This window comes from Flavobacteriales bacterium (assembly GCA_029248105.1).
In the GTDB taxonomy this organism is placed as follows: Bacteria; Bacteroidota; Bacteroidia; order Flavobacteriales; family UBA7312; genus UBA8444.
Window position 1 is genome coordinate 44,263 of the sequence record JAQWJZ010000038.1, and the last position, 16,712, is coordinate 60,974.

General features: G+C 34.4%; 18 protein-coding genes. 11 read left to right on the forward strand and 7 right to left on the reverse strand.

The annotated features are described in order from the left end of the window. Window positions 1-5 precede the first annotated feature (5 nt). From P8I29_07355 to P8I29_07380, 6 genes are all read left to right on the forward strand, one after another. Entirely contained in the window at window positions 6-1,634 is a 1,629-nt protein-coding gene (locus P8I29_07355) for a carboxyl transferase domain-containing protein (GenBank protein MDG1917606.1), read from the forward strand. Window positions 1,635-1,709: 75 nt separating this feature from the next. Further along, window positions 1,710-3,653, forward strand: coding sequence for a threonine--tRNA ligase (gene thrS / locus P8I29_07360; protein ID MDG1917607.1), 1,944 nt, complete (start codon window positions 1,710-1,712; stop codon window positions 3,651-3,653). Window positions 3,654-3,677: 24 nt separating this feature from the next. Then, window positions 3,678-4,229, forward strand: coding sequence for a translation initiation factor IF-3 (infC, locus tag P8I29_07365; protein ID MDG1917608.1), 552 nt, complete (start codon window positions 3,678-3,680; stop codon window positions 4,227-4,229). A gap of 21 nt (window positions 4,230-4,250) precedes the next feature. Further along, the gene (gene rpmI, locus P8I29_07370; protein MDG1917609.1) at window positions 4,251-4,445 is read left to right on the forward strand and encodes a 50S ribosomal protein L35; all 195 of its coding nucleotides are present in this window, start codon (window positions 4,251-4,253) and stop codon (window positions 4,443-4,445) included. Between the two features lie 73 nt (window positions 4,446-4,518). Then, window positions 4,519-4,866, forward strand: a complete 348-nt coding sequence (rplT, locus tag P8I29_07375; GenBank protein MDG1917610.1) for a 50S ribosomal protein L20 — start codon at window positions 4,519-4,521, stop codon at window positions 4,864-4,866. 87 nt (window positions 4,867-4,953) lie between these two features. Beyond that, window positions 4,954-5,145 (forward strand): cold shock domain-containing protein, encoded by a 192-nt coding sequence (locus tag P8I29_07380; protein MDG1917611.1) that lies wholly within the window; start codon window positions 4,954-4,956, stop codon window positions 5,143-5,145. Between the two features lie 46 nt (window positions 5,146-5,191). Here the strand turns inward: P8I29_07380 and P8I29_07385 are convergent, their stop codons facing one another. The 6 genes from P8I29_07385 to P8I29_07410 form a co-directional block, all read right to left on the reverse strand. Further along, entirely contained in the window at window positions 5,192-6,172 is a 981-nt protein-coding gene (locus tag P8I29_07385; protein MDG1917612.1) for a tetratricopeptide repeat protein, read from the reverse strand. A gap of 16 nt (window positions 6,173-6,188) precedes the next feature. Further along, window positions 6,189-7,187 (reverse strand): recombinase RecA, encoded by a 999-nt coding sequence (gene recA / locus P8I29_07390; GenBank protein ID MDG1917613.1) that lies wholly within the window; start codon window positions 7,185-7,187, stop codon window positions 6,189-6,191. A 6-nt stretch (window positions 7,188-7,193) separates the two neighbouring features. Then, window positions 7,194-7,655 (reverse strand): thioredoxin-dependent thiol peroxidase, encoded by a 462-nt coding sequence (gene bcp / locus P8I29_07395; GenBank protein MDG1917614.1) that lies wholly within the window; start codon window positions 7,653-7,655, stop codon window positions 7,194-7,196. Between the two features lie 79 nt (window positions 7,656-7,734). Beyond that, window positions 7,735-8,373 (reverse strand): endonuclease III, encoded by a 639-nt coding sequence (gene nth, locus P8I29_07400; protein MDG1917615.1) that lies wholly within the window; start codon window positions 8,371-8,373, stop codon window positions 7,735-7,737. A 66-nt stretch (window positions 8,374-8,439) separates the two neighbouring features. Next, window positions 8,440-8,712, reverse strand: coding sequence for a hypothetical protein (locus P8I29_07405; GenBank protein ID MDG1917616.1), 273 nt, complete (start codon window positions 8,710-8,712; stop codon window positions 8,440-8,442). 54 nt (window positions 8,713-8,766) lie between these two features. Then, window positions 8,767-9,369 carry a sigma-70 family RNA polymerase sigma factor gene (locus P8I29_07410; protein ID MDG1917617.1) on the reverse strand — a complete coding sequence of 201 codons (603 nt, stop codon included), beginning with the start codon at window positions 9,367-9,369 and terminating at the stop codon, window positions 8,767-8,769. Between the two features lie 185 nt (window positions 9,370-9,554). Between P8I29_07410 and uvrA the strand changes: the two genes are divergently transcribed. Continuing rightward, window positions 9,555-12,362, forward strand: coding sequence for an excinuclease ABC subunit UvrA (gene uvrA / locus P8I29_07415; GenBank protein ID MDG1917618.1), 2,808 nt, complete (start codon window positions 9,555-9,557; stop codon window positions 12,360-12,362). On the opposite strand, the gene ruvX is transcribed toward uvrA, so the two are convergent. Beyond that, window positions 12,339-12,752 (reverse strand): Holliday junction resolvase RuvX, encoded by a 414-nt coding sequence (gene ruvX / locus P8I29_07420; GenBank protein MDG1917619.1) that lies wholly within the window; start codon window positions 12,750-12,752, stop codon window positions 12,339-12,341. The two genes, uvrA and ruvX, sit on opposite strands and share 24 nt — an antisense overlap. A gap of 36 nt (window positions 12,753-12,788) precedes the next feature. On the opposite strand from ruvX, the gene P8I29_07425 reads away from it, so the two are divergent. Genes P8I29_07425 through P8I29_07440 form a run of 4 tightly spaced genes read left to right on the forward strand, consistent with a single transcriptional unit; the run spans window position 12,789 to window position 16,707 of the window. Continuing rightward, on the forward strand, window positions 12,789-13,607 hold the full coding sequence (locus P8I29_07425) for a 2,3,4,5-tetrahydropyridine-2,6-dicarboxylate N-succinyltransferase (protein ID MDG1917620.1): 819 nt from the start codon (window positions 12,789-12,791) through the stop codon (window positions 13,605-13,607). Further along, complete coding sequence (locus P8I29_07430) at window positions 13,607-14,728, forward strand: glycosyltransferase family 1 protein (protein ID MDG1917621.1); 1,122 nt, start codon at window positions 13,607-13,609, stop codon at window positions 14,726-14,728. Before P8I29_07425 ends, P8I29_07430 begins: the two co-directional genes overlap by 1 nt. Further along, complete coding sequence (locus P8I29_07435) at window positions 14,728-15,288, forward strand: L-threonylcarbamoyladenylate synthase (GenBank protein MDG1917622.1); 561 nt, start codon at window positions 14,728-14,730, stop codon at window positions 15,286-15,288. The genes P8I29_07430 and P8I29_07435 overlap by 1 nt, the downstream gene beginning before the upstream one ends. Continuing rightward, window positions 15,289-16,707 (forward strand): HD domain-containing protein, encoded by a 1,419-nt coding sequence (locus P8I29_07440; GenBank protein MDG1917623.1) that lies wholly within the window; start codon window positions 15,289-15,291, stop codon window positions 16,705-16,707. It abuts the gene before it with no gap. The last annotated feature ends 5 nt before the right edge of the window (window positions 16,708-16,712 follow it).

A 16,712-nucleotide genomic window follows, 5' to 3' on the forward strand; every position in this document is an offset into this window, starting at 1 on the left:
GTCTTATGGATTTAGAATTTAATAAAAACGAAGATCAAATGAGACTCTTGATATCAGAGATGAATCAAAAGTTTGATAAAGTTTCGATTGGTGGTGGCAAGGCAAAAATCAAAAAACAACACGACCAAGGAAAACTTACTGCCAGAGAAAGAATTCAATTTTTAGTTGATGACAGAAGTGAAACTATTGAAATTGGTGCTTTTGTAGGAGATGGAATGTACGAAGAATATGGAGGCTGTCCATCAGGAGGAGTTGTTATTGTCATCGGCTATGTGAGCTCTAAACAATGTATTATTGTAGCTAATGATGCTACCGTAAAAGCAGGTGCTTGGTTTCCTATTACAGCTAAGAAAAATTTACGCGCACAAGAAATTGCAATGGAAAATAGACTGCCTATTATCTATTTGGTAGATAGTGCCGGTGTATTTTTACCATTACAAAACGAAATCTTTCCAGACAAAGAACACTTTGGTAGAATCTTTAGAAATAATGCCAAAATGTCGTCAATGGGCATTACACAAATATCAGCCGTTATGGGCTCTTGTGTAGCTGGCGGCGCATATCTTCCTATAATGAGCGATGAAGCATTAATCGTTAATAAAACAGGAACTATATTTCTTGCAGGAAGCTACCTAGTAAAAGCCGCTATCGGTGAAGATATTGACAACGAAACTTTAGGTGGTGCAGAAACTCATTGTGAAATTTCAGGTGTAACAGACTATAAGTCAGAAAATGATGAGGACTGTCTAAAAACTATCCGTAATATATTCAGTAAAATTGGTGACTTTGAAAAAGCTGGCTTCAACAGAATAGAGTCTAAAGATCCCAAAAAAGATAAAAATGAAATAGTTGGCATTTTACCTGTCAATAGAGATAAGCCTTATAATACCCTTGAAATTATTGACCGACTGGTTGACAACTCTGATTTTGAAGAATATAAAAAAGGCTACGGCGAAACTATAATTTGCGGCTATGCAAGAATTGATGGTTGGGCGATAGGACTCATTGCAAACCAAAGAAAATTGGTCAAAAGTAAAAAAGGTGAAATGCAATTTGGAGGTGTTATTTATTCTGACTCAGCAGATAAAGCTACTCGATTTATAGCAAATTGTAATCAAAAGAAAATCCCTTTAGTCTTCTTACAAGATGTAACAGGCTTTATGGTTGGTTCTCGATCTGAACATTCAGGAATCATTAAAGATGGAGCAAAAATGGTAAATGCTTTAAGCAATTCGGTAGTTCCAAAATTCACCATTATAATGGGGAATTCTTACGGAGCTGGTAATTATGCTATGTGCGGAAAAGCATTCGACCCAAGATTAATAGTCGCATGGCCAACTGCCAAGATGGCTGTAATGGGAGGAGAACAAGCTGCTAAAGTATTATTGCAAATAGAAAAATCATCCCTAAAAAAACAAGGTCAAAAAATCGACAAAAAGAAAGAGGATAAACTTCTTAAAACAATCACTGAACGATACGATGAACAAACATCACCCTATTACGCAGCATCACGACTTTGGATTGATGCTATTATAGACCCAAGAGAAACCAGAAAAGTAATTTCAATGGGAATAGAAGCTGCAAACAATTCACCCATCAAAACAGCTTATAACCCAGGAGTTATTCAAGTTTAAACACAAGCAATCTCTCAGAAAATATATTCATTTGATTATATTTGCAGACTCTAGATAAGAGTATAGATAAATTTTATGATACAAATTACACTTCCAGACGGAGCGACAAGACAAGTTGAAAAAGGTACTACAGGCATGGATATTGCCAAAAGTATCAGTGAAGGATTAGCAAGAAATGTTCTAGCATGTCAAATAGATGAAGAGGTTTGGGATGCTAACCGTCCTATAGAAAAGGATTGTGAATTCAAACTACTCACTTGGAATGATGATCTAGGCAAACAAACCATGTGGCACTCTTCGGCACACCTTATGGCTGAAGCCTTAGAAGCGATTTACCCAGGCATTAAACTAGCCATTGGACCAGCTATTGAAAACGGATTCTATTACGATGTTGATCTAGGAGAACACTCTATCTCTTCCGATGACTTTAGCAAAATTGAAGCTAAAATGGTTGAGTTAGCTAGACAAAAAAACGAATATGTAAGAAAAGAGATATCCAAACAAGATGCTATTTCTTACTTTCAAGAAAAAGATGACCAATACAAACTTGAGCTTCTTGAAGATTTAGAAGATGGCAATATTACTTTTTATACACAAGGTAATTTTACCGATTTATGTAGAGGTCCACATATTCCAAATACCTCTTTTATAAAATCGACCAAACTGCTCAACATTGCAGGAGCATATTGGAGAGGCGATGAGAACAATAAGCAGTTAACACGTATTTATGGCATTAGTTTTCCTAAGCAAAAGGAACTAACAGCATACTTGGAACTTCTAGAACAAGCCAAACAAAGAGATCATAGAAAGCTTGGGAAAGAAATGGAATTATTTTCATTTTCTCAAAAAGTAGGTCAAGGACTACCTTTGTGGCTTCCAAAAGGAGCTGCACTTAGAGAGCGATTAGAAAATTTTCTTAAAAAAGCACAAAAAACTGCTGGTTACGATCAAGTCATTACGCCACATATTGGCAGTAAAGAACTTTACGTATGTTCTGGTCACTATGCCAAATATGGAGCGGATTCATTTCAGCCGATTAACACCCCTGCTGATGGTGAAGAATTTTTACTCAAGCCGATGAACTGCCCCCACCATTGCGAAATATATAAAACAAAGCCACGTTCATATAAAGATTTACCAATTAGATTTGCAGAATTTGGAACCGTTTATCGTTACGAACAATCTGGTGAATTACATGGACTTTCAAGAGTAAGAGGATTTACTCAAGATGATGCTCATATTTTCTGCACCCCTGAACAAGTAAAAGAAGAGTTTATTAAAGTTATAGACCTTGTATTTTACATTTTTAAAACATTAAGCTTTGAACAATTCACAGCTCAGATATCTCTAAGAGATGTCAACCAACCCGAAAAATATATTGGTTCAACTGACAATTGGGAAAAAGCAGAAAAAGCCATATTAGAGGCAACTGAAGAAAAGGGTATTGATACAATAATTGAATATGGAGAAGCTGCATTTTATGGCCCAAAACTAGACTTCATGGTCAAAGATGCTTTGGGAAGAAAATGGCAATTAGGTACTATACAAGTAGACTATAACTTGCCCGAACGCTTTGAATTAGAATATATTGGCTCTGATAATCAGACACACAGGCCCGTTATGATTCATAGAGCCCCGTTCGGATCTATGGAAAGGTTTGTATCCGTTTTACTAGAACATTGCGCCGGTAATTTCCCACTTTGGCTAACACCAAATCAGGTTATGATTTTACCAATTAGTGAAAAATATCACGATTACGCAGAAAATATTTTAAATCTGCTAAATAATTCCGATATTCGCGCCCTCGTTGACGAAAGAGCTGAAAAAGCCGGTCGTAAGATAAGAGATGCTGAAATAAGTAAATCACCTTACATGTTAATTGTTGGTGAAAAAGAAAAAAACGAACATACAGTATCTGTTAGAAAACATGGTGGTGAAGATTTAGGCAGTATGAAAATTGAAGAATTCATAAAAATCATCAACGAAGAAATTGATAGTTTGATAAGTAACTTTAAATAGAGTAGATAATAAAAACAGAATACAATCGCAATAAGAAGAAGAAATAACAACTACAGAAGAAAAACAGAAGCAGAACATAAAATCAATAAATTTATTACTGCTCCTGAAGTCAGATTAATAGGCGAAGGCATAGAATCTGGAATCTTTCCTTTAGCAAAAGCATTGAATATCGCTAATGAAATGGGATTGGATTTAGTTGAAATTTCTCCTAAAGCAGATCCTCCTGTTTGTAAAATTATCGACTATAAAAAGTTTCTATACGATCAAAAAAAGAAACAAAAATTAATAAAAGCAAACGCATCAAAAACTGTAATCAAAGAAATCCGTTTCGGACCTAATACAGAAGAGCATGACCTTGCTTTTAAAACAAAACATGCATTAAAATTCCTTGAAGAAGGCTCGAAAGTAAAAGCTTTCGTATTTTTTAGAGGAAGAAGCATAGTCTTTAAAGAAAAAGGCGAGATTTTATTACTAAAATTTGCCCAAGCCTTAGAAGATTATGGTGTTGTAGAACAAATGCCAAAATTAGAAGGGAAACGAATGACTATGTTCATTGCTCCTAAAAAGAAGAAGTAAAACCAATTAAACGGATTTATCATGCCAAAAATGAAAACAAAATCTAGTGCTAAAAAGCGTTTTAAGCTTACTGGTACAGGTAAAATCAAGAGAAAGCATGCTTTTAAAAGTCACATCTTAACAAAGAAAGAGACTAAACAAAAGCGTAACTTAACTCAAACAGGATTAGTACATGAGTCTGATGTTAAAAACATCAAACAACAATTGTGCCTCTAATTAATAATTATTAACCAAGTATTTAGCTCAAAAGTTCTCGTATAGAGGCGCTAACTACTAAAACAATTAAATTATGCCAAGATCGGTAAACGCTGTCGCAGCAAAGGCTAGAAGAAAAAAGGTATTAGATGCCGCTAAAGGTTACTTCGGCCGTAGAAAAAATGTCCATACAGTAGCTAAAAATGCTGTAGAAAAAGCAATGCAATATGCATACATTGGACGTAAACAAAAGAAAAGAAACTTCCGTTCATTATGGATTCAAAGAATAAACGCAGGTGTTAGAGAACACGGAATGAGTTATTCTACATTTATGGGTGCAGTATCGAAAAAGGGTATTGCCCTAAACAGAAAAGTTCTTGCAGACCTTGCAATGAACCATCCAGAAGCTTTTAAAGCAGTAGTGGACAAGGTTAAAAGTTAAATTTTAACTCATATAATAATTTAAAGAAGGTAAATCATCAATGGTTTACCTTTTTTGTTACCTTTGTCGAAATAAATTAAATTAATTATGAATACTGGAACAGTTAAATTTTTTAATGATACCAAAGGATATGGATTCATTAAAGAAGACGAAACAGATAAGGAGTACTTTGTACACGTTTCTGGAGTAATCGATGAAATTAGTGAAAATGACAAAGTTACATTTGACTTAGAAGAAGGCCGTAAAGGTCTAAACGCTACAAATGTAAAATTAGCATAAATAAACTAAGACTAACAATGAAAAAGGCTCCTAACGGAGCCTTTTTTTATGGCAAAAATTTAAGTTCATCCTCAGCCTCCTTAAATTCTGGACTTAATTCTAAAGTTGAAAGAAAATCTTTTCGAGCACTTACTAAGTCATTATTTAACTTAAAAGCTAAGCCCCTAGAAAAATAAGCCGAAGCAAAGCTTGGGTTCTGAACAATAACGGATGTGAAATAATCAATAGACGAATTATAATCGCCCTCAACTAATGATATATATCCTAAATTATAATTAGCATCAGAATGTAATGAATCTCTTCTAAGAATACCATAATAAGATGCCTTAGCTTTTGAAAAATCTCCTGCATTCTGGTGATACATACCCTTATTATACCAAGAACTAATTAAACTAGAATCTACTTCCAAGGCATTATCAAAATAGTACTCCGCAAGGCTATCACCATTAAAAGCATAAATAAAAGCCAATTGTTCATAGGACTCAATATAATTAGGATCTTGCTCAACAGCTGTTTGAAATTGAGATTTTGCCATTTCTAAATCCCCCATTTCTTTATAATTTAAACCTTTATAAAAATATGCCTCAGCGTTGAAGGGATAAGATGGTAAATATGTATTTAAATCAACTAATGATTGAGAATAATCCTGAAATATATAATGCAATTTTGCTCTCAGAAGTAACATAGGTGAGTAAACCATGTTATTTTCAGTTAACAAGTTTAAGCTCTTATTGACATAGCTAGGATTTGATACTGATAACTCAAAATACATTTCCGCTAAATCATAACGATATTTTAAGTTTGTTGAATCTAAATTATAGAGTTGTTGCTGATCAAGAATTGCTTTATCTAATATGCCATTTGAGATAAACAAATCACGTCTTTGTTTAAGTAAAACAGTATCGTTAGGCTCCTGTAGCAAGGCCTTACTCAATTCAGAAATAGACTTGGGCTCACTAGATCCTACTTTGCCTTCTGAACAGGAAAAAAATACAATGATACAAGAAAATACAAGCAGCCTAAACATACAAGGTGCTATTAACTTAATTATTGATTTGTTCTTTTATCTTTTCTTCTAACTGATCGGATAATTCAGGGTTATCTTGCAAAACAAGCTTTACAGCATCTCTTCCCTGACCTAGCTTATCACCATCATAACTAAACCAAGAACCACTTTTCTGAACAATATCTAATTCCACAGCTTTATCTAATATTTCACCAGATTTTGAGATTCCTTTACCATACATTATATCGAACTCAACCAGTTTAAAAGGGGGTGCCACTTTGTTTTTAACTACCTTAACTCTTGTTTTGTTTCCAATAGCGCCATCAGCATCTTTGATAGCAGTACTTCTCCTTACATCTAATCGAATAGAAGAATAGAACTTTAAAGCGTTACCACCAGTTGTCGTTTCAGGATTTCCAAACATAACACCAATTTTCTCTCTCAACTGGTTAATAAAAATACATGTACAACCTGTTTTACTGATAGTACCGGTTAATTTTCGTAGTGCTTTAGACATTAATCGGGCATGAAGACCTACAGAAGTATCACCCATCTCCCCTTCTATTTCACTTTTAGGCGTAAGAGCAGCAACAGAATCGATTACAAGAATATCTATTGCACCCGAACGTATAAGATTATCAGCAATTTCTAAAGCTTGTTCACCGTTATCGGGCTGAGAAATTAATAAATCATCAACATTTACACCTAAACTAGCTGCATACGTTTGATCAAAAGCATGTTCTGCATCAATAAACGCAGCAATACCGCCTTGACGTTGTGCTTCTGCTATAGCATGTATTGCTAAAGTGGTTTTACCTGAAGATTCTGGACCATAAATCTCTATCACCCTTCCTCTTGGATAACCACCTATTCCTAACGCAATATCTAAACCTAAAGAGCCTGTTGGAATAGCATCTATATTTTCTACAGGCTTATCTCCTAAGCGCATGACTGTTCCTTTACCATATGACTTCTCCATTTTATCTAGAGTAAGTTGTAAGGCCTTTAATTTTGCTTCTTTTTGTTTGTCGCTCATAGCTATTTACTTATATGTTTCTAAAATTTGTTGTGTGTGTTCTTTTGTTTTGACTTTTGTAAAAATACGTTCAATATGACCTTTTTCATCAATCACAAAGGTTGTTCTATGTATGCCATCATATTCCTTTCCCATAAATTTTTTAGGACCCCAAACACCATACGCCTTAATAACTTCTTTTTCAGTGTCAGAAAGTAAGTGAAAAGGTAATTCATTTTTGGCAATAAACTTTTGATGTGAAGCACTATTATCGGCACTAACACCAAGCACGTCATAACCTAAAGACAATAGCTCAGAATAGTTGTCTCTTAAATTGCAACTCTCAGCAGTACAGCAAGGAGTGCTATCTTTTGGATAAAAATAAAGTATAAGTTTCTTACCTACGTAAGAATCTAGGGTTAGCACTTCATCGTTTTGATTAACAACACTGAATTGGGGCGCTTTATCGCCTTCTTTTAAACTAGTCATTTAATATTTTTATTAGCTAAACAAAAGAGCAAAAAAATCTCAGTATTAACAAAGTTTTAGAGCGGCATTTATTAACAAATTATCTTTTCTTTTGAAAAAAATCACAAAAGTCTGTGATACCACAATCATTACATTTTGGCTTTCTTGCCAAACATACATAACGACCATGAAGAATAAGCCAATGATGAGCGATAGTTAACTTTTCAGTAGGGAAATATTTTACCAATTGCTTTTCTGTCTGCAAAGGATTTTTAGAATTTTTGGAAAGCCCTATACGTTCTGACACTCTAAATACATGGGTATCGACAGGCATTGTCGGAACACCAAACAAAACAGAAGCAACGACATTAGCAGTTTTTCGACCTACACCAGGCAATAACTGAAGAGCATCTACAGTGTCAGGAACCTGACCATTGAAGTCAGTCATCAACATATTAGCCATTTTATGAAGGTGTTTAGCCTTATTGTTAGGATAGCTTATAGATCGGATATAATGAAAAATCTCATCAGCAGAAGACAAGGCCATCAATTCAGCAGTAGGGAATGCTGAAAATAAAGTAGGTGTTACCATATTAACACGCTTATCAGTACACTGAGCGGACAAAATAACCGCAACGAGCAACTCGAAACCATTGTTATAATGCAGCTCTGTTTCAGCAATAGGCATATTCTCATCGAAATAGTCAACAAATAATTCGAATCGTTTTTTTCTATTCATACCCAAATGTATAAAAAAAGCCCCTCTTAAATTAATAAGAAGGGCATGTTAAAAATATGTTATTAACTAATTCAAAACCAAATCAATTCTATTTAAATATTTTGATGGTTTTGATGAAAATCCTCTTGCATAAGACTTAATTTTTGCAAGACTAAAATCAGATGGTGTTAACGAATAACGTTCAGCGTCTAATAAATCCATTGAAGACTTTAACTTGTGATATGTTGCACATAACTCTGCATCATTAAGCAATGCATCTTTCAACAATATGGATTCTTCTGAATTCATTTCATTATACAAGAATCTAATTAAATCATTTTGAGTAAAGGTTTTATACATATAGTAGATTTTAAATTATGCTACTATAACGCAAGTCTAACAACCTTTATTGCATCAACTATAATTTATGGTTAAATCCACGTTATTCTCTTCTAGTAGTTTACGAATATTTATTAATGCATAACGCATTCTACCAAGAGCTGTATTTATACTCACACCTGTTTTTTCTGCAATTTCCTTAAAGCTTAAATCTTCGTAGTGGCGCATTACAAGAACTTCTTTTTGCTCATTCGGCAACTCGGAGATTAAACGACGTAACATCTGCGTTTGCTCATCTTCCATCATATCGTATTCTTTAGATTTTTCACCATTTCCGATAACATCAAAAATGTCGAAATTCTCTAAGCTTTTAGATTGAGCTACCTTGGGCATTCTCTTATTTTGTCTAAAGTAATCAATAACAAGATTATGAGAAATACGCATCAACCATGGCAAAAACTTACCTTCTTCATTATATTTACCTGAATTTAGTGACTTAATGACTTTAAAAAAGGCATCTTGAAAAATATCCTCAGCAAGTTGTAGATTCCTGACCTTAGAGTTAATAAAACTTAATACTCTTGACTGATGTCTAGTAACTAGTTCATCTAAAGCTAGTGGATTTCCATTAATGTAAGATGAGACTAAATCCTTATCGGAGACTTTGTGTAATAACATATCTAACAATTTTAAATTAATACTAATTAAAAGGTAGATATGTATCTATAGGCGAATGATTTAAATTACACTAAAAATGACCATTCAATTGGTCGTTAACTGGTTCAAATATAAATGACTTTTAGTAAAATTCCAAATGATAAAACCGTAAATTTGCAAAATTCCGCTAAAATTAAAACAAAACAATGCCTTTAAAACAAGTGCAAAAAGACAATCAAAAATACATCACTATTAGAGGGGCAAGAATGCACAACCTCAAAAATATTGATGTTGCAATTCCAAAAAGAAAATTAGTTGTTATTACTGGAGTTTCAGGATCGGGAAAATCATCTTTAGCATTTGACACCTTGTTTGCTGAAGGACAAAGACGCTACATAGAAAGCCTATCTTCATACGCTAGACAATTCTTAGGCAAGTTACAAAAACCAGATGTTGATCATATTAAGGGGATCTCACCCGCTATAGCTATTGAACAGAAAGTAAATACTCAAAACCCAAGATCAACAGTTGGCACTTCTACAGAAATTTATGACTATTTAAAACTATTATTTGCTAGAGTTGGCAAAACTATTTCCCCTATTTCAAAAAAAGAAGTCAAAAAACATCAAGTAAGTGATGTTGTAGATTACGTTTGCGAACAAAAAATCGGCAATAAGGTTCTTGTTTTGTTTAAACTTGACCTTTCTAAAAACTCTATTCAAGAAAACTTAGATAAACTAAGCTTAAAAGGCTTTTCTAGAATCAAAGTAAATACAGAAATTCTTAGATTGGATAGTATTGAAGACTATTCAGCAATAGGAAAAGATAAAACGATTTGGGTGGTTATTGATAGATTAATGGTCAATCTTGAAAATGATAATTTAAACCGATTAGCCGATAGTATTCAAATCGCACTTTTTGAAGGTAACGGAGAGTGCGCTATTGAAATTGTTGACAAGGGAATCAAAGAGTTTTCAAATCGCTTTGAATTAGATGGAATTTCGTTTGAACTACCTTCAGAACATTTGTTCAGTTTCAACAACCCATATGGGGCATGTAAAATGTGTGAAGGCTTTGGCTCTGTTCTAGGAATAGATGAAGATAAAGTCATTCCTAACAAATCACTTTCCATTTACGAAGGTGCCATAAATTGCTGGAAAGGAGAAAAGCTTAGCCGTTGGAAAGAACGCTTTGTTCTTAACTCTTCTAAACACGATTTCCCTATTCATCGGCCGTACAACGACCTCAACGAAGATGAGAAAAAGCTAGTGTGGAATGGAGCAAAAGGGGTAAAAGGTATACGTCAGTTTTTTCAACTTTTAGAAAGAGAGAATTATAAAGTGCAAAATAGAGTGTTATTGGCTCGATACAGAGGCAAAAACACATGCCCCGAGTGTAACGGCACTCGACTAAGAAAAGAGGCTTTATACGTAGAAGTTGGAAAGAAGACAATCAATGACATTGTTCATTTGCCAATTAGCAAACTACTCAAACTAGTATCAGACATAAAACTTTCTAGTACCGAATCAGTAATAGCTGATCGTATAATTCAAGAAATAAAAAACAGAGTACAATTCTTAGATAATGTGGGCTTAGGTTATTTAACACTAAACCGTTTGTCCTCTACCCTTTCAGGCGGAGAATCGCAACGAATAAATTTAGCAACTTCCTTAGCAAGTAGTTTGGTTGGATCTTTGTATATCCTAGATGAACCAAGTATCGGATTACATTCCAAAGACACTCAAAAGTTAATTGACATCTTACATTCTCTAAAAGAGTTAGGAAATACAGTTGTTGTCGTTGAACATGACGAGGAAATAATGATGGCAGCAGACGAAATTATTGATATTGGCCCGCTAGCTGGCAAAAATGGGGGTAATATAGTTTATCAAGGTAAACTTGAAAACATTGGTAATAATACAGAAAGCTTAACAGCACAATACTTATCCAATAAAGAGAGTATTGAAATACCATATCAACGTAGAAAAAGCCAACATGCTATTTTAATAAATGGTGCCAGAGAAAATAATCTTAAAAATATTAATGTCCGTTTTCCTTTAGAATGCTTAACCGTAGTTTCTGGAGTTAGTGGCTCAGGAAAAAGCTCACTCGTCAAACAAATATTATTTCCGGCTATACAAAAAAGCATACAAGGCTACGCCTCTAAACTAGGAGCTCATGATAGTGTTGAGGGAGACACCAAACTTGTTCAACATATTGAGTTTATCAACCAAAATCCTATTGGCAGGTCATCTCGATCAAATCCAGTGACCTATTTGAAGGCTTATGACGAAATAAGAAATTTATTCGCAAGACAAGAGTTATCTAAAGCTAGAGGATACAAAAGTGGCCATTTCTCTTTTAACGTTTCAGGTGGTAGATGCGAGGTATGTGAAGGAGAGGGTAACATCACCATAGAAATGCAATTTATGGCAGATGTTCATTTAGAATGCGAAAGCTGTAAAGGACAACGATTCAAAAATGAAACTTTAGATATTACATTTAAGGGTAAAAACATTGCTCATATATTGGAAATGACCATAGATGAAGCGGTTTCATTTTTTGATAAAAATGATAAAAAGAAAATCGTTTCTAAACTTCTACCGCTGCAACAGGTAGGCTTAGGCTACATTCAACTTGGGCAATCGTCAAATACGCTCAGTGGCGGTGAAGCACAGAGAATAAAGTTAGCCTTCTTTTTAAGCAAAGGGCATAAGTCCGAAAAGACCATGTTTATATTTGATGAACCTACAACCGGCTTACATTTTCACGATATTAAAAAGTTGCTAAACTCCTTTAATGCCTTAATTGAAAACGGACACACAATTATCTGTGTAGAACACAATTCTGATGTTATAAAATGTGCCGACTGGATAATAGACTTAGGCCCTGAAGGAGGAGAAAATGGTGGAGAACTACTTTTTCAAGGAACACCAGAAGAATTAGTTAAAAATAAGAAATCGTATACAGCGCAATTTTTAAAAGAAAAATTACTTTCTAGCGTCCAGAAATGATTGAAGAATAAGAGTAGCACTTATTTTGTCTACTAAGCCTTTGTCCCTTCTTTTACGTTGCTTCAACCCTGCATCTATCATTGTTTGGAAAGCCATTTTTGAGGTAAAACGCTCATCGACTCTTTCTATACTAACTTCAGGAAAAGCATCTTTTAAACGTCTTACAAAAGGCTCTATAAAACGAGCACTTTCAGAAGGTGTATCATCAAGGTTTTTGGCTAAACCTACGACAAAACACTCCACAACTTCTTTATCCAAATAATCTTTTAGGAAAGGGATTACATCCTTTGAATTTAGGGTTGTTAGAGCAGAGGCTATAATTTGTTCCTCATCCGTAATTGCAATACCCACTCGCTTTTGACCATAATCGATTGCTAACACTCTTGACATAGTGCAAAAATAAAGCATTTAACTATCTTTGCTCCTATGATTGAACAACAAAAATTAATAATAGAACAAGCTTGGGAAAATCGTGAGCTTTTAAACGATAGTAAAACTCAAGAAAGTATTCGTTACATTATAGAAGAATTGGACAAAGGCCGTCTTCGTGTTTCGGACAACAAAGAGGGCAAATGGGTTGTAAATGAATGGATAAAAAAAGCCGTAATTTTATATTTCCCTATCCAAAAGATGGAAACTCTAGAAGCTGGTCCAATGGAATTTCACGATAAGATGAAATTAAAAAGCAATTATGCTGAATTAGGAGTTCGTGTTGTTCCTCATGCTGTTGCTAGATATGGTGCTTTTTTAGCTAAAGGAGTTATTATGATGCCGTCTTACGTGAATATTGGCGCCTACGTTGACAGTGGCACTATGGTAGATACATGGGCTACTGTAGGGTCTTGCGCTCAAATAGGCAAAAATGTTCATTTAAGTGGTGGTGTAGGTATTGGTGGAGTTTTGGAACCTTTACAAGCCTCACCTGTGATTATTGAAGACAGTGCATTTATTGGCTCAAGGTGTATAGTTGTTGAAGGAGTGAGAGTAGAAAAAGAAGCTGTGTTAGGTGCTAATGTTGTTCTAACAGCTTCAACAAAAATCATTGATGTCACTGGTGAAAAACCAATCGAATATAAAGGCATAGTACCTGAAAGATCTGTTGTTATTCCTGGAACTTATCCCAAATCATTTCAAGCGGGTGAATATGGAGTCCCTTGCGCTCTAATCATTGGCAAGCGAAAAGAAAGTACTGATAAAAAAACCTCTCTTAACGACGCGCTAAGAGAATACAATGTAGCCGTATAATGAAAATAGGGTTTGATGCTAAAAGAGCCTTTTTCAATAATACTGGATTAGGCAATTACTCTAGGGACACTATTCGTATTCTTGGACAATATTTTAGCCATAATGAATACCATCTATACACACCAAAAGAAATAGAAAATGAACGCTTGTCATTTTTAAAAAATCGAAATCACTATTATATTCATTCACCATTAGGCTTTTTCAATCATAAATTCAGCTCTGTATGGCGAACTTTAAGGTTAAAGAATGATTTAGTAAGAGATGGTGTCAGTCACTTTCATGGACTGAGCCACGAACTGCCCTATGGCATAGATAAAACAGAAATAAAAACTGTTGTAAGCATTCATGATTTAATTGCTATTCGATACCCTCAATATTTTAAAAAAGCGGATAGAGTCTCTTATGTCAAAAAAAGTCAATATGCTTGTGAAATTGCCGACAAAATTATTGCTGTAAGCCAACAGACAAAAGAAGACATTATTCGTTTCTTTAATATTTCAGAAGATAAGATTGAGGTAGTATACCAAGGCTGCAACAAAGCCTTTCAAGAAGAGCAAGAAGACGATTTTAAAGTAGAAATTAGCACTAAATATCAGCTGCCAAAAAAATACCTATTGTACGTTGGCACTATTGAGGAACGTAAAAATCTCCTTAGCTTACTAAAGTGTTTGAAAGAACTTCCAAACTACCAACTAGTAGTGATAGGCAATGGCAAAAAATACAAAACAAAATGTCTTGATTTCATTCAAACACACAAGATTAATAATCGTGTTTTAATGTTGACTAATTTATCTTTGAAAGAAATGGCAGCTATATATCAACAAGCTGAAATAATGATTTACCCATCATTTTTTGAAGGCTTCGGCATACCTATTTTAGAATCTTTATTCTGTGGCGTTCCTGTTATAACATCTCAAGGCGGCTGCTTTTCTGAGCCAGGAGGAGCACATAGCTCATACATAAACCCCAATGACATTGAGCAGATGAAAAATGAAATATTAGATATAAGCACTAACAAGTTACGAAGAAAGAAAATGATAGAAGAAGGAAAAAAACACGCTCAAAACTTTACCGATGATAAAATTGCAAAGCGACTTATAAACCTATATCAAACCATTTGATGAAAGAAGATATTCAAAACTGCCTTGACATCTTAAGAAGCGGAGGACTAATTTTATATCCTACTGACACCGTTTGGGGTATAGGGTGTGACGCTAGCAATCCAGATGCTATACAAAAGATATTCAATCTAAAGGGACGCTCTTCTTCCAAAGCGCTAATAGTATTGGTGGGCTCTGAAGTTATGTTAGAAAGAACTGTTGTAAATATGCCCGATATCGCTTGGGACTTGATAGAAACAACAGATAAACCTTTAACAATAATCTATGACCAAGTGAAAGGCATAGCAACAAATGCTATTGCAGATGATGGCTCTTGCGGAATACGCCTAGCTAAAGATTCTTTTTGCGAACAGCTTATCAAACGATTTGGTAAACCTATCATTTCTACTTCGGCTAACGTTAGCGGAGAAAAAACACCAATCGATTTCTCTTCTATAAGTGATAGTATTTTGGAAGGAGTAGATTTCATAGTAAATTACCGACAAAATGAAAATACTAAACAGCAAGCATCCAACATCATCAAGCTAAAAAACAACGGAGAGATTAAAATTATTAGATAAGTGAACCTAAAAGAACATATCCAAAACCCTATTTTTTCTATAGTATCTCAAGCCGCAGATGCCTTAGGATATGAAACTTATGTCATTGGCGGATTTGTGAGAGATATTATTCTTGAACGTGCACAACCAACAGATATTGATTTTGTGTGTGTAGGAAGTGGGATTGAATTAGCCAATAGAGTCAGTGAATTGTTAGGAAACGATACTAAAGTACAAGTATTTAAAAACTTTGGAACTGCCATGCTACGCCATCAGGACCTGGAACTAGAGTTTGTGGGAGCTAGAAAAGAATCATATCGTTCCAATTCAAGGAAACCAATAGTAGAAGATGGCACTTTAGAAGACGATCAAAATAGAAGAGACTTTACCATTAATGCCTTAGCTATAAGATTAAATAAGGAATATTTCGGTGAACTTATTGACCCTTTCGATGGGTTAAAGGATATAGAAAAGAAAATTATAAGGACACCGTTAGAACCCAACATCACCTATTCCGATGACCCTCTCAGAATGATGAGAGCCATTCGTTTTGCTAGCCAATTGAATTTTCAAATTGAAGACCAGTCCTTGCAGGCTATAAAAGAAAATGCTCTAAGGCTAGAAATCATATCGCAAGAACGTATAACGGAAGAATTGAATAAAATCATACTTTCTACTAAGCCTTCAATTGGATTTAAGCTACTATTCAATACCAATCTACTCCACCAATTTTTCCCTAAAATGGTTGAATTACAAGGCGTTGAAGTTATTGACAATAAAGGACACAAAGATAATTTTTATCATACCCTACAAGTGCTAGACAACATCAGTCAAAACACCAATAACTTATGGTTGAGATGGGCTGCAATTCTTCATGACATAGCTAAACCTGACACAAAAAAGTTCGAAGAAAAACAAGGTTGGACATTTCACGGACACGAATTTTTAGGCTCTAAAATGGTGCCAAAAATTTTCAAGCAACTCAAATTACCAATGAATGAAAAGATGAAATATGTCAAGAAGCTAGTAAAACTGCATTTGAGACCTATAGTTTTGGCACAAGAGATAGTTACCGATTCGGCCGTAAGACGATTATTATTTGATGCCGGTGAAGATATTGAGGATTTAATGACGCTTTGCGATGCTGATATCACATCAAAAAACCCTGAAAAAGTAAAACGCTATCTAAATAACTTTCAACTTGTAAGGAAGAAGATAAAAGATGTTGAAGAAAGAGATCATATCAGAAATATGCAGCCACCCATAAGTGGAGAAGAAATAATCAATATTTTTGATATTAAGCCAAGTAAAGAAATTGGGATATTAAAAACAGCAATTAAAGAAGCCATTCTAGATGGGGTAATTGCAAATGAAAAAGATGAAGCTTATCAATTTTTGATAAAGAAAGCTGCTGAAATAGGTTTAAAACCAAAAAAATAAAATTT

Excerpts from the sequence above, each read along its gene's own strand:
- rplT (MDG1917610.1), top strand. The coding sequence starts at position 4,519 with ATGCCAAGATCGGTAAACGCTGTCGCAGCAAAGGCTAGAAGAAAAAAG.
- P8I29_07405 (MDG1917616.1), bottom strand. The coding sequence starts at position 8,712 with ATGTATAAAACCTTTACTCAAAATGATTTAATTAGATTCTTGTATAAT.
- ruvX (MDG1917619.1), bottom strand. The coding sequence starts at position 12,752 with ATGTCAAGAGTGTTAGCAATCGATTATGGTCAAAAGCGAGTGGGTATT.
- bcp (MDG1917614.1), bottom strand. The coding sequence starts at position 7,655 with ATGACTAGTTTAAAAGAAGGCGATAAAGCGCCCCAATTCAGTGTTGTT.
- uvrA (MDG1917618.1), top strand. The coding sequence starts at position 9,555 with ATGCCTTTAAAACAAGTGCAAAAAGACAATCAAAAATACATCACTATT.
- recA (MDG1917613.1), bottom strand. The coding sequence starts at position 7,187 with ATGAGCGACAAACAAAAAGAAGCAAAATTAAAGGCCTTACAACTTACT.
- P8I29_07435 (MDG1917622.1), top strand. The coding sequence starts at position 14,728 with ATGAAAGAAGATATTCAAAACTGCCTTGACATCTTAAGAAGCGGAGGA.
- P8I29_07380 (MDG1917611.1), top strand. The coding sequence starts at position 4,954 with ATGAATACTGGAACAGTTAAATTTTTTAATGATACCAAAGGATATGGA.
- nth (MDG1917615.1), bottom strand. The coding sequence starts at position 8,373 with ATGAATAGAAAAAAACGATTCGAATTATTTGTTGACTATTTCGATGAG.
- P8I29_07425 (MDG1917620.1), top strand. The coding sequence starts at position 12,789 with ATGATTGAACAACAAAAATTAATAATAGAACAAGCTTGGGAAAATCGT.
- P8I29_07410 (MDG1917617.1), bottom strand. The coding sequence starts at position 9,369 with ATGTTATTACACAAAGTCTCCGATAAGGATTTAGTCTCATCTTACATT.
- P8I29_07355 (MDG1917606.1), top strand. The coding sequence starts at position 6 with ATGGATTTAGAATTTAATAAAAACGAAGATCAAATGAGACTCTTGATA.
- thrS (MDG1917607.1), top strand. The coding sequence starts at position 1,710 with ATGATACAAATTACACTTCCAGACGGAGCGACAAGACAAGTTGAAAAA.
- P8I29_07430 (MDG1917621.1), top strand. The coding sequence starts at position 13,607 with ATGAAAATAGGGTTTGATGCTAAAAGAGCCTTTTTCAATAATACTGGA.
- P8I29_07385 (MDG1917612.1), bottom strand. The coding sequence starts at position 6,172 with ATGTTTAGGCTGCTTGTATTTTCTTGTATCATTGTATTTTTTTCCTGT.
- rpmI (MDG1917609.1), top strand. The coding sequence starts at position 4,251 with ATGCCAAAAATGAAAACAAAATCTAGTGCTAAAAAGCGTTTTAAGCTT.